The 12,865-nt window shown below is 63.0% G+C and carries 12 protein-coding genes; 6 read left to right on the top strand and 6 right to left on the bottom strand.

What is annotated here, in order from left to right; translation table 11 throughout:
- Positions 1-57 precede the first annotated feature (57 nt).
- The gene (locus EP165_RS18535) at positions 58-741 is read left to right on the top strand and encodes a response regulator transcription factor (RefSeq protein ID WP_127524338.1); all 684 of its coding nucleotides are present in this window, start codon (positions 58-60) and stop codon (positions 739-741) included.
- Between the two features lie 74 nt (positions 742-815).
- A complete protein-coding gene (locus EP165_RS18530; protein WP_127524337.1) occupies positions 816-1,271 on the top strand; it encodes a cyclic nucleotide-binding domain-containing protein in 456 nt (151 codons plus the stop codon).
- 126 nt (positions 1,272-1,397) lie between these two features.
- Here EP165_RS18530 and EP165_RS18525 read toward each other — a convergent pair whose 3' ends face one another.
- The 6 genes from EP165_RS18525 to EP165_RS18500 form a co-directional block, all read right to left on the bottom strand.
- Complete coding sequence (locus tag EP165_RS18525) at positions 1,398-2,204, bottom strand: exodeoxyribonuclease III (RefSeq protein WP_127524336.1); 807 nt, start codon at positions 2,202-2,204, stop codon at positions 1,398-1,400.
- Positions 2,205-2,322: 118 nt separating this feature from the next.
- Positions 2,323-2,979, bottom strand: coding sequence for an outer membrane lipoprotein carrier protein LolA (locus EP165_RS18520; protein WP_127524335.1), 657 nt, complete (start codon positions 2,977-2,979; stop codon positions 2,323-2,325).
- Between the two features lie 112 nt (positions 2,980-3,091).
- Positions 3,092-5,608, bottom strand: coding sequence for a DNA translocase FtsK (locus EP165_RS18515; protein ID WP_127524334.1), 2,517 nt, complete (start codon positions 5,606-5,608; stop codon positions 3,092-3,094).
- A 208-nt stretch (positions 5,609-5,816) separates the two neighbouring features.
- Positions 5,817-7,157 (bottom strand): ammonium transporter, encoded by a 1,341-nt coding sequence (locus EP165_RS18510; protein WP_127524333.1) that lies wholly within the window; start codon positions 7,155-7,157, stop codon positions 5,817-5,819.
- 28 nt (positions 7,158-7,185) lie between these two features.
- A complete protein-coding gene (locus EP165_RS18505) occupies positions 7,186-7,524 on the bottom strand; it encodes a P-II family nitrogen regulator (RefSeq protein WP_127524332.1) in 339 nt (112 codons plus the stop codon).
- Positions 7,525-7,739: 215 nt separating this feature from the next.
- Positions 7,740-8,618, bottom strand: a complete 879-nt coding sequence (locus EP165_RS18500; RefSeq protein WP_127524331.1) for an acyl-CoA thioesterase — start codon at positions 8,616-8,618, stop codon at positions 7,740-7,742.
- A 93-nt stretch (positions 8,619-8,711) separates the two neighbouring features.
- Between EP165_RS18500 and EP165_RS18495 the strand changes: the two genes are divergently transcribed.
- From EP165_RS18495 to EP165_RS18480, 4 genes are all read left to right on the top strand, one after another.
- Positions 8,712-9,935 (top strand): ubiquinone biosynthesis hydroxylase, encoded by a 1,224-nt coding sequence (locus tag EP165_RS18495; RefSeq protein ID WP_127524330.1) that lies wholly within the window; start codon positions 8,712-8,714, stop codon positions 9,933-9,935.
- 128 nt (positions 9,936-10,063) lie between these two features.
- Positions 10,064-11,053, top strand: a complete 990-nt coding sequence (locus tag EP165_RS18490; protein ID WP_206075945.1) for a YHYH protein — start codon at positions 10,064-10,066, stop codon at positions 11,051-11,053.
- Positions 11,054-11,175: 122 nt separating this feature from the next.
- Positions 11,176-11,601: an OsmC family protein gene (locus EP165_RS18485; RefSeq protein ID WP_127524329.1), complete on the top strand. Its 426-nt coding sequence runs from the start codon at positions 11,176-11,178 to the stop codon at positions 11,599-11,601.
- A 144-nt stretch (positions 11,602-11,745) separates the two neighbouring features.
- Entirely contained in the window at positions 11,746-12,861 is a 1,116-nt protein-coding gene (locus tag EP165_RS18480; protein WP_127524328.1) for a Leu/Phe/Val dehydrogenase, read from the top strand.
- Positions 12,862-12,865: the final 4 nt, after the last annotated feature.

The following is a 12,865-nucleotide window of genomic DNA, read 5'->3' as shown; positions in this document are numbered from 1 at the left end:
CCGCATAAACGGAGCACGGTCAACCTTGTTTTCCTGTTTTGTTTGAATGGATTGCCAATGACTTCCAGAACACTTCTCATTGTAGACGACGACGAAGACCTGCGCAGCACGCTCAAGGAACAGCTTTCGCTCTACGAGGAATTTGACGTGCTGGACGAGTCCTGCGCCGCCAAGGGCATCGCTGCAGCGCGCGGTTCGATCGTCGATCTGCTGATCATGGATGTCGGCTTGCCGGACATGGACGGGCGCGAGGCCGTGAAGGTGCTGCGCAAAGGCGGCTTCAAGGCGCCGATCATCATGCTGACGGGGCACGACACCGATTCCGACACCATTCTGGGGCTGGAAGCCGGCGCCAACGACTATGTGACGAAGCCGTTCCGCTTCGCCGTACTGCTCGCCCGCGTGCGCGCCCAGCTGCGCCAGCACGAACAGAGCGAGGACGCGACCTTCTCCGTCGGCCCCTACACCTTCAAGCCGAGCCAGAAGCTTCTGATCGACCAGCGCGGCGGCAAGGTGAGGTTGACCGAAAAGGAAGCCGCGATCATCAAATATCTTTACCGGGCCGACAAAAGCGTGGTCACCCGCGACGTATTGCTGGAAGAAGTATGGGGTTACAATTCCGGCGTCACCACCCACACGCTGGAAACGCATGTCTACCGCTTGCGGCAGAAGATCGAGCGTGATCCTTCCAATGCGGAAATTCTTGTGACAGAAAGCGGCGGATACAAGCTCGTTCCGTGAGCCGGCTGCGCTGCCCGGCAAACCGGCCGGGTGCTAGGATGTTCCCCCAAGGGGGCGGGGAACCGGGGACTTGAATGGCGCTTGACGACGACATCCGGATCCTGGAGCGGGTCAAGCTGTTCGAGGATTTCAGCAGCGACCAGCTTCGCCTTCTGGCGTTTGGTGCCGAGACGCTGCGCCTGCGCGCGGGGCGCGACCTTTATCGCGAAGGCGCTCCCTCCGATTGCGCCTATGTCGTGGCCAGTGGCAAGATCGAACTCAGCCGCAGCCGTGGCGGTGAGAACGTGACGGCGGGCGAAGCCGGCCCTGGCACGGTTCTTGGCGAATTGTCTCTGATCTCAGGCGGCAAGCGCGTGTCGACTGCGACTGCTGCCGTCGACAGCGAGGTGATTCGCCTCAACCGCTCGCTTTTCCGCCGTATCCTGGAAGAGTATCCGGAAGTCGCTGCAAAACTTCACGCACGCATTTCCGCGAACATGAAATCGATGCTTGACGAGATCGGCAGTCTCGGCCGCCACTTCGCGGAGTAGGGCCGCCGCTGTCATCCTTGGGCTTGTCCCAGGGATCTACCGCCGCTCCCGCAGATCGTCCACGGCTTGCCTTGCCGCAGGTCCTCGGGACAAGCCCGAGGAAGACGCCGCGTGCCGGCCCACCCTCTAATCCAGATCGAACCGCGCAATCACCGGCACATGGTCGGAAGGCCTTTCCCAGCCGCGCGCCTGCTTGAGCACCGTGATGTCCGTGAGCACGGGCGACAGCGATGCCGAAGACCAGATATGGTCGAGCCGCCGGCCGCGGTCGGAAGCCTCCCAGTCCCGCGCGCGATAGCTCCACCAGGTGTAGATGCGTTCCGGCGGCGGCGTGTGCTGCCGCATCAGATCGGCCCAGCCGCCGGCGGTGCGCATCGCCTCCAGCCCCTCGGTCTCCACCGGCGTGTGGCTGACAACCTTGAGCAGTTGTTTGTGCGACCAGACATCGGCCTCAAGCGGCGCGATGTTGAGGTCGCCGACGAGAATGGACGCGGCTGCCGAATCTGAATCCGCCGGCACATCATGCATCTCGGCGATGAAATCGAGCTTGTGGCGGAACTTCGGATTGATGTCGGGATCCGGTTCGTCGCCGCCCGCAGGCACGTAGAAATTGTGCAGGAGCACCGGCTTGCCGCCGGCTTCGAACCGCACGCAAAGGTGCCTGCTGTCTCCCATCTTGCAGAATTCGCGCTTTTCGACCGTCTGGATCGGCCGTTTCGAGAAGGTCGCTACGCCGTGATAACCCTTCTGGCCATGGAAGGCGATGTGCTCATAGCCGAGCGCCCGGACATCGGCTTCCGGGAACAGCTCGTCGGGGCACTTGGTTTCCTGCAGGCACAGGAGATCAGGCTGGTGTTCGGCCAGAAACTTCGCCACCAGCGGCATTCTCAGGCGCACGGAGTTGATGTTCCATGTAGCGACGGTAAGGGGCATGCGAGAGGTCCGGCTTGTGCAAAAACCGGAAACTGCCAATGCAGGTGCGGGCACGCAAGGCCGCTTCGGCCCTTGGTGCGCCGCGCTGCCTCAATCCACAGCTTTCACGCCAGGTACATCAGCCGCCGCGCTTGATCTCGTTCATCTCGCGCACGCGGTTGTAGTTGATCTCAAAGACGCTCGGATCGAACGTCACGCCCTGCTGGACGTTGAAGATCATCACGGTGGTGTCCTTGCCCTGCGCGTCGGTGATTGTCCACTGCCTGAGCTCGTAACTCTGAGGGTCGAACATCATGGTGATGGTCGCATCGCCGAAGACCGACTTGTCCACCAGCTTGATGGTGGTCAAGTCCGCGTCCTGGCGCAAATCGGCAACCTTGTTGCCGGAAAGGTCGATCCGTTCGTCGAGCAGCAGCTTCAGCGGCGTCTGTTTGAGCGCATAGAGATCGGCCGTGTTCAGCTTGCCGTTGAAAAGCACAACCGACTGGCCGTCCGAAACGACGCGGAATTTCGACGGTTCTTCATAGTTGAAGCGCAGCTTGCCCGGACGTTCGATGAAGAACTTGCCGCCGGTCTGTTCGCCCTGCGGCCCGAACTGGACGAACTCGCCCATCATCGTGCGCACGGAGGAGAAATGGTCGGCGATCTTCTGCGCCGCCGCGCCTTGCGCCCGCGCATGGTCGCTGGCGGCAAGCGGCAGAAGCAGGGTGGCACCCAACCCCGCGGCGGCGGCCAGAAGGGAACGGCGGGAGATATTGCTCTTGGCTTCAAACATCAGCGGGCCTTTGAAATGGCTGTTGGTGTCGAGCGGTAGATCGTCACTGGGGCCGAAATTTGGCCGGACAGGCGCAACGCCGCCCTGGGGCCGGTCTCCCTGAGGCGCGCCATCACATCTTGTCCTCTTCGGTCGGCACCAGAATCTCGCGTTTGCCGGCGTGATTGGCGGGGCCGACAATGCCCTCTTCTTCCATTCGTTCGATGATCGATGCGGCGCGGTTGTAGCCAATGCCCAGGCGGCGCTGGATATAGCTGGTCGAAGCCTTGCCGTCGCGCAGCACCACAGCCACCGCCTGATCGTAGGGATCGTCGGAATCCTCGAAATTGCCGCCACCGCCCGAACCCGGACCGCCGGCATCGTCGTCGCCGTCGTCTTCGGTGATCGCGTCTAGATATTCAGGCGTGCCCTGCAGCTTGAGATGCGCGACGATCTGCTCCACCTCGTCGTCGGCAACGAACGGCCCGTGGACGCGCTGTATCCGCCCGCCGCCCGCCATGTAGAGCATGTCGCCCATGCCGAGCAGCTGTTCTGCGCCCATCTCGCCAAGGATGGTGCGGCTGTCGATCTTCGACGTCACCTGGAAGGAAATGCGGGTCGGGAAGTTGGCCTTGATCGTACCGGTGATGACGTCGACCGACGGCCGCTGCGTCGCCATGATGACGTGGATACCGGCAGCGCGGGCCATCTGCGCCAGACGCTGTACCGCGCCCTCGATATCCTTGCCGGCGACCATCATGAGGTCTGCCATTTCGTCGATGATGACGACAATATAGGGCATTGCCTCCAGTTGAAGGCTTTCGGTCTCGTAAATCGCCTCGCCGGTCTCGCGGTCGAAGCCGGTCTGCACGGTGCGGCTGAGCGCCTCGCCCTTCTTCGCCGCCTGCGCGACGCGCTGGTTGAAGCCGTCGATATTGCGCACGCCGACCTTGGACATCTTGCGGTAACGGTCTTCCATCTCCCGCACCGTCCATTTCAGCGCCACGACCGCCTTTTTCGGGTCGGTGACAACAGGTGTCAGAAGATGCGGAATACCGTCATAAACCGAGAGCTCCAGCATCTTGGGGTCGATCATGATCAGCCGGCACTGCTCCGGCGTCATGCGGTACACCAGCGACAGGATCATGGTGTTGATGGCGACCGATTTGCCCGAGCCGGTGGTGCCGGCAACGAGCAGATGCGGCATCTTCGCTAGGTCGGCGATCACCGCCTCGCCGCCAATCGTCTTGCCGAGCGTCAGGGCCAGCTTGGTCTTGGTCTGCTCGAAATCGCGGCTCGCCAGAATTTCGCGCAGATAGACGGTCTCGCGACGCGCATTGGGAAGCTCGATGCCGATGGCGTTGCGGCCGGGAACCACGGCGACGCGGCAGGCAATCGCACTCATGGAGCGCGCGATGTCGTCGGCGAGGCCAATGACGCGGCTCGACTTGATGCCGGGTGCCGGCTCCAGTTCGTATAGCGTGACCACCGGGCCGGGGCGCACATGGATGATTTCGCCCTTGACGCCGAAGTCCTCCAGCACGCCTTCCAGAAGCCTTGCATTCTGTTCCAGCGCCTCGTTGGAAAGGCTCTGGTCCTGGACGACGTTTTTGGGCTCGGCGAGCAGGTGCAGCGACGGCAGTTCGAATTCGCCGCTGCCGATCAGCGAGCGCTGTGCCTCGCGGCGGATGCGGGCGCCCTGCTGCGGGCGTGGCGCCGGACCCTCGACGCGGGCCGCACCTGGAGCAGGCGTCTGCACAGGTTCGAAACCATCATCAGCTTCGAAATCGTCGTAGTCAGCCTCGATTTCCGGTGCCCCACGACCGAGGTCGGCGAATTCCGGTTCGATGCGCCCGCCTGGCGCTCGCGCCGCGACCGGCGGTTCTTCCAGATAGTCATCTTCATCATAATCGGGCTCGAACCGGCTGCGCTTCCCGGCGAACGTGAAGCGACGCCGCACAAATCCTCGCATCGAGAGCCACCAATGGGTCAGCGCTCCGAGAGCCAGCAGGCCTTCGCCGTCACTTGTATCCCCATCGTCGAACTCATCTTCATAGTCGGCAATGTCGGCATAACCTGTATCGCGACCGATGAGGGATGAGGCGAATGCGAACAGCCAGAGCGCGGGAGCCGCAAACAGCAGCATAATCAGCACTGCCGCCCAGCCGGTGGGGTAGCCGCCGACAAAGAAACCCGGAACCGCAAGCACCATGTCGCCGAACACGCCGCCGAGGCCGGACGGTAGCGGCCAGCTTTCAGGTGCTGAAATGCATCCCGCAAGCGCGGCTCCTGCAAGCGACGCGCCTATCCACGCCGCGCCGCGCTTCAGCGGCTGGTCGATCGCGGAGCCCGAAATCATCCTGACCGCCCAGATGACACCGGGAACCAGCAGGCCGACCGAGGCCAGCCCGTAGAACTGCATGGCAAGGTCGGCGAACACCGCACCCGCAAAGCCCATCGCATTGGTGGCCAGCATGTCGGTAGCGTGGCTGAAGCTTGGGTCGGCGACATTCCATGTCGCGAGGCTTGCAACGGCAAATCCGGCGACAATCAGCATCGCCACTCCGGCAGCCCGGCGCAGGAGACGTCTGACAAAGCCGCTCAACCCATGACCGGTATCGTCCATAGCTAGGGAATGGCCCGTACGCATCTGTCTCCTCAGCGTTCGCCCGCAGGTGCGCCTTGGAGCGCGCCCGAAACTAGCCGGAGACTAGGCGGCGGAAGGTTAAGGCTGCATTAACCATGCGCATTTGCTTAAGCGGAATGAAAGCAAACGGGCCCGGCGGAACCGGACCCGTTTACGGTTGCAGCTGTTATTGACGTTCCGGCCAGCGAATGTCGCCGGCCGGAAGGCTTTGTCAGGAGTGGTAGGCCACTTCACCGTGCGAGGCGAGATCGAGACCGGTGGCTTCCTCCTCCTGCGTCGGACGCAGGCCGACGATCAGATCGACCACCTTGAAGATGACGGCCGAGAGCACGCCGCACCACACGATGGTGACGAGCACCGCGACGAACTGGATCCACAGCTGCGAAGCGATGGAGAAGTCCTCCGCGCCCGTGCCGCCAAGTGCCGGAGCGGTGAAGATGCCGGTTCCGAGCGCGCCGACGATGCCGCCGATGCCGTGAATGCCGAACACGTCGAGCGAGTCGTCGTAACCCATCTTGATCTTCACCACGGCCACGAAGAAGTAGCAGACCACCGAGGCAATCGCGCCAAGCACGATGGCGCCAACCGGACCGATCGAGCCGCAGGCAGGCGTAACTGCCACGAGACCCGCGATGATGCCGGATGCCGCACCGAGCATGGAAGCCTTGCCGCGCGTCAGCGCTTCGATCGCTGCCCAGGCAACGGCAGCACCTGCGGTCGCGGTGAAGGTGTTGATCATCGCAACGCCGGCACCGGCCGTGGCTTCGAGGTTGGAACCGGCATTGAAGCCGAACCAGCCCACCCACAGCATCGAGGCGCCGACCATGGTCAGCGTCATGGAATGCGGCGCCATGTTGTCCTTGCCGTAACCCATGCGCTTGCCGACCATCATGGAGCCGACGAGAGCCGCGATACCGGCATTGATGTGGACGACCGTGCCGCCGGCGAAATCAAGTGCGCCGAGGTTGAACAGGTAGCCCGCCCCGTCCCAGACCATGTGTGCGATCGGGAAATAGACGAAAGTGACCCAGAGCACGGTGAACAGCATCACAGCGCTGAATTTGATGCGCTCGGCAAACGCGCCGACGATCAGGGCAGGCGTGATGACGGCAAAGGTCATCTGGAAGCAGATGAACACATATTCCGGGATCACGACGCCGTCTGTGAAGGTCGCGGCCTCGCTGTCTGGCCCTACGCCGGCAAGGAATAGCTTGCCGAAGCCACCCCAAAACGGGCTGGTGCTGCCGCCGAAGGCGAAGGAATAGCCCCACAGCACCCACACCACCATCACCACGGCAGCGATCATCGTGCATTGCATGAGGACGGACAGCATGTTCTTGGCACGCACCAGGCCGCCATAGAAAAGCGCCAGACCCGGCATCGTCATGAACAGAACGAGCACGGTGGCGATCATCATGAAGGCGGTGTCGCCCTTGTCCATGGTGGTTGCGGTTTCTTGCGCGAAAGCGGCGGTCGTGCCGAAAGCGCCGAGTGCCAGAGTGCCCAGAAGGGCGGCGCGCGAAAGCGGCGCGATAGTCGAACGAATTGTCATTGGTTTCTCCATTACCCGCTGGGCCCGCTTAAAGCGCGTCGGCATCTGTTTCGCCGGTGCGGATGCGCACCGCCTGGTCGATCCCGTAAACGAAGATCTTCCCGTCACCGATCTGACCGGTCTTGGCCGCGTCAGCGACTGCCTCGACGACCTTGTCGACCATGTCGGTCGATACAGCGATCTCGATTTTCACCTTGGGCAGGAAGCTGACGGCGTATTCCGCGCCGCGATAGATTTCCGTATGCCCCTTCTGACGCCCGTAGCCTTTGACTTCGGTAACAGTCAGCCCCTGTATCCCGACGCCGGTGAGCGATTCGCGCACCTCGTCGAGTTTGAACGGCTTGATGATAGCCATCACTATTTTCATGAGTTTCCACCTTTTCCGACTGCGGCTTCCCGCGGTTGCGGCATCACCGGCGCGAACGAGCCGGCAAGTGGCTGCAGCCATTCAAGCGCCGTGCCAGTTCGTACGGACGGTCGCTAAGCTGCTGGTATTAAACAGGAAAAAGTGAGCGAGAGCGCCATGCCTTCGCAAGCGCAGCATATACGATGCTCAATGTGTAGGCAGATGAGCTATCGTGCCTATTTTGTGGGCTTCGCGCGTTCCCGGATCAACCCCTCCTGGGCGACGGAGGCGATCAGCAGCCCGTCGCGGGCATAAAGCAGCCCCCGCGAGAAGCCGCGTGAGCCGATCATGTTGGGGCTGTCCTGCGAATAGAGCAGCCAGTCGTCCAGCTTGTGCTGGCGGTGAAACCACATCGCATGGTCGAGGCTCGCCATCTGCAGCCGCGCGTCGAAGCCGGTGCGGCCATGTGCGAAATTCGCCGTGTCGAGCAGCGTCATGTCGGAGAGATAGGCGAGGATCGCGCTTTGCAGCGCCCGGTCGTCGGGCACGTCGCCGGTCATGCGCAGCCACACGCTTTGCCGTGGCGGCAGCGGATCTCTCGTTGTGTAGTGCTCGACATTGACCGGCTTGACCTCCAGCGGCCGCTCACGGGCCCAGAACCTGCGGATCGCCTCGGGGATTTCGAGCTTCGAATCGTTGATCAGCTCGATCTGCGTCTTCAGCTCTTCCGGAGGCGGCACGTCGAGCGACATCGGCATCTGGTGCTCCACGCCTTCCTCGTCGCGGTGGAACGAGGCAGCGAGCGTGAATATCGCCTTGCCGTGCTGGATCGCCACCACGCGGCGCGTGGTGAAGGCGCCGCCATCGCGGATGCGGTCGACATTGTAAATAATCGGCACCGAGGGATCGCCCGGCAGCATGAAATAGCAGTGCAGCGAATGCACATGCTTGTCTTCGGCATCCACCGTGCGCTGCGCCGCCACCAGCGACTGGCTGATCACCTGCCCGCCGAAAACGCGCTGCCAGCCCACCTGCGGGCTGCGACCACGATACAGATTGTGTTCCAGCCGCTCGAGATCGAGAATGGACAGGAGTTCCCGCATCACGTCTGTCATGGTGTGGCCTTTAGCGCTGGTAGGGTTGCGGTTTCCAACAGGAAGCCACAAATCAAGTCAAGGCAAGCCAGCCGCAAAGCAGGAGATGCCCGCATGAACAACCGGACCTTCGATGTCGTCATTGCCGGCGCGGGTTATGTCGGCCTCGCTACCGCTGTCGCGCTGCGCGCCGCGCGGCCTTCGCTCTCCGTAGCAATAGTGGATGCCGCGCCCGAGGGCATTTGGAAGAAGGATGGCCGCGCCTCGGCGATCGCAGCAGCCGCATGCCGCATGCTGGCTCAGCTCGACGCCTGGGAGGAGATCGCACCTGAGGCCGAGCCGATCACCGATATGGTGGTCACCGATTCTCGAACCTCCGATCCCGTGCGCCCCGTATTCCTGACCTTCGGCGGAGATGTCGCGCCTGGCGAGCCGTTTGCCCACATGGTCCGCAACGTCGTTCTCAACGGCAGTTTGCGCAAACGCGCGGCCGCGCTGGGCATCGACCTGATCGAGGGCGTTGCCGTTTCGGGTTTCGAGCGTGGAGCGGCCTCGGTTGCCGTGCAGCTGGCCGACGGCATTACACTCGATACGCGGCTTCTCGTTGCGGCCGACGGCGTTCGCTCGCGGCTGCGCGACATGGCCGGCATCAAGACGATGCATTGGGATTACGGCCAGTCGGGTATCGTCTGCACCGTGGCGCATGAGCGGCCGCACAACGGCCGCGCGGACGAGCATTTCCTGCCCGCCGGTCCCTTCGCCACCCTGCCGCTCAAAGGCAATCGGTCCTCGATCGTGTGGACGGAAAAGACCGAAGACGCCGAGAAGCTGGTCGAACTGGAGCCCGTCCTGTTCGAGGCCGAACTCGAACTGCGCTTCGGGCTGAAGCTCGGTGACATAAAAGTCGTAGACAAGCCTCGCGCCTGGCCGCTCGGGCTGACGCTGGCACGCGACTTCGTGCAGCCGCGTTTTGCTCTGGCGGGCGACGCCGCACACGGCATCCACCCCATCGCCGGGCAGGGCCTCAATCTCGGCTTCCGAGATGCCGCGGCCCTGGCGGAAATCATTGTCGACGCCGATCGTCTCGGCCGTGATATCGGCGCGCTCGACGTGCTGGAGGGCTACCAGCGCTGGCGCCGTTTCGACACGGTTCAGATGGGCGTGACCACCGACGTGCTGAACCGCATGTTCTCCAACGATTTCGGCCCCCTGCGGGCGCTCCGCGATATCGGGCTCGGTCTTGTCGACCGTATGCCGCCGCTGAAGGATTTCTTCATCAGGCAGGCTTCAGGGCTTTCGCCGGATGCGCCGCGGCTGCTCAGGGGCGAAGCAATCTAAGGCCTGCCAACTTACCGCAATGTGGCTCCGGCATTACCGGAACCTTACCGGCGAGTGACCAAAGCTTAACTTGTCCGATCGCCCCTCTGGCCGGATGCTTTTCGGCGTCCGCCAGAGGAGTTAGGCCCATGAAAAAGCTCGCAACCGCCATTGCGATGACAGCCATCGCCGGCACCCCGACGCTGGCCCACGACCGCCCGCTCGGCGACGGCAAGATCTCGTCGTCGCCGCGCGCCAACTATCTCATGTCGTGCCAGCAGCGCTTCAATGCCAACGCACCGGGCGCGCATCGCACCGGCGACTGGATATCCGGTTCCACCTACGACCCCGCCGAAAAGCCGACCGTTGATGGCAGCGTATCCTGGCCGTCGCGCATTTCGGTATCCCTGCAGGGAAATCAGCGCGTCGTCTCGGCAAACAACCTGCCGAACCACCCGACGGGAAATTTTCCCATCGCCCGCAATGACGACGCCTACAGCTACGACCGCAACCCGAACCGCATTCGCGAACAGAACATCATGCTGCGGCTGCCAGCCGACCCTCAGCTTGCGGCCAGCCCCTCTTGTGTTCCGATGGGTATGATCGGCTTCGCCCTCTCTGGCGTCGCCATCTACAACGCCGTCGACGCCGCTGGCCGCGACGCACCGGCTCATGAAATCCAGGACAAGTGCGGCGGCCACCCACAGCAGGCCGGCCAGTATCATTATCACGACCGCTCACCCTGCCTTGCCGACACGCGCTCCGGCATTTCGGGCCATTCAGACCTGGTCGGCTACGCGCTTGACGGCTTCGGCATCTATGGCCTGCACGGCGAAGGCGGCAAAGCGCTGACCAATGCCGACCTCGACGCTTGCCACGGCCACACCCACACCGTGATGTGGGACGGCAAGGCGCGCGAAATCTACCATTACCACCTGACCGACCAGTACCCCTACACGATCGGCTGCTATCGCGGCACGCCGCAGCGCGTTGCCGGCCAACGCATGGCCAATGCCGGCGAACGCCGAGGCCCGCCACAGGCCGGCGAACGGCGCGGAGGGCGCGAACAGTTCGGCGACAGGCCGCCGCGACAAACCCTCTTCGGCCTTTTCCGCCGACCGCCGCAAGACCGGCCATAAGCGCGAAACCAGAGACGTCTCCCACTCTTTTCATTGCCGCGCGGGGATGGCCGCCGCCTGCTGCTGTACTAGATTAGCAGCGGCGGCCAGCGCGGCCCGAAACGTTTCATGAGGAGAGAAAAATGCAACGTCACGCCAATGCGGTCTGGAAAGGCGATCTGAAGAGCGGAACAGGCACGCTGGAAACCCAGAGCGGCGTTCTCAAGGAACAGGCCTATTCGTTCAAGATGCGCTTCGAGGATGAAACCGGCAAATCCGGCACCAACCCTGAAGAACTGATCGCTGCCGCACATGCCGGCTGCTTTGCCATGCAGCTTTCGCATTTTCTGGCCGAAAACGGCACCACGGCCGACAGGCTGGAAGTCAGCGCCGCTGTTACCCTCATTCCCGGCACCGGGATCACCGAAAGCGCCCTGACGCTGGCGGCAACCGTCCCCGGCATTGACGATGCGAAGTTCCAGGAACTTGCCGCCAAGGCGAAGGCAGGCTGTCCGGTTTCAGGCGCGCTTGGCGCGATCAACATCACGCTGGACGCCCGCCTGGCCTGATCACGCGCGCATCGTGTAATTTTCACATCGGAAGGTGGCGCAAAACGCAATCTTGCGTCGCCTTCCCTGCCCACTTCGCAACCAAAAAACGGCTCGTAAGCACTAAAATCGACATCATGCTTCGCTATCTCGGGAGGATGCACGATGCTGATGCAGGTGGAGACGCGTGCCTTGAAAAGCCCCAAAGCCGATACCGGTCTCTCCGTAACAGACATCACGGACCAGGCCTCACGGCTTGACGCGTTCGACAATCACGAGCGCATCTGGCTCGGCCGGGACGAAAAGCGCGGTCTCACGGCAATCGTTGCAATCCATAACACTCGCCTCGGCCCCGCGCTCGGCGGCACGCGCGTCTGGCCGCACGAGAATTTCGACGCGGCGTTGACCGACGCGCTGCGCCTTTCGCGCGGCATGACCTACAAGGCGGCTGTCGCCAACCTTTCGCTCGGCGGCGGCAAAGCTGTGATCTGGGCCGACCCCGCGACCGACAAGACACCCGAACTGCTCGATGCCTACGCCGAAATGCTGATGCAGCTCGACGGCCAGTATTATACCGCCGAGGATGTCGGTCTGTCGCTGTCCGATGCCGATTATCTGCGCGAGCGCACCCGCAATGTCACAGGCACCACGAAGGGCGGCAGCGGCAACCCCTCACCCGTCACTGCCCATGGCGTTTATCTCGGCCTCAAGGCCGCCTTTGCCTTCCGCAACGGACATGAGGATCTGAGCGGCGTGCGCATCGCCGTTCAGGGCCTCGGCTCGGTCGGCTGGGCGCTGTGCGAGCGGCTGCATGCCGACGGGGCGAAGCTCATCGTGTCCGACATCGACGAGAAGCGCGTCGCAAAGGCTGTCGCGACATTTAGCGCAGAGGCCGTAGGCGCTGATGAAATCCTCTCGGCCGACGCCGACATCTTCGCACCTTGCGCGTTGGGCGCGGTGCTTTCCGCCGAGACCATTCCGTCGCTCAAGGCAAAGATCGTCGCGGGCGCTGCCAACAACCAGCTCGCGAAACATGGCGATGCCCGGCTCCTGATCCAGCGCGGCGTGCTTTACGCGCCTGACTATGTGCTGAATGCCGGCGGGCTGATCAACGTCGCGGGCGAACTCGACCCCGACGGTTATGACCGGCAAAGGGTGCTGAAGGCGCTGCAGGAAATTCCGGCGACGCTGAACACGATTTTCCAGCGTGCCGCGCAACTCGGGCGCCCGACCAACGACATCGCCAAGGACATCGCCGACGAGCGCCTGCGGCGGGGGTAGTCCC

Source organism: Mesorhizobium sp. Z1-4, assembly GCF_004000235.1.
Classification (GTDB): domain Bacteria; phylum Pseudomonadota; class Alphaproteobacteria; order Rhizobiales; family Rhizobiaceae; genus RCIO01.
Note: the sequence above shows the minus strand (reverse complement) of the source record. Positions and strands in the feature narration are given on the sequence as shown.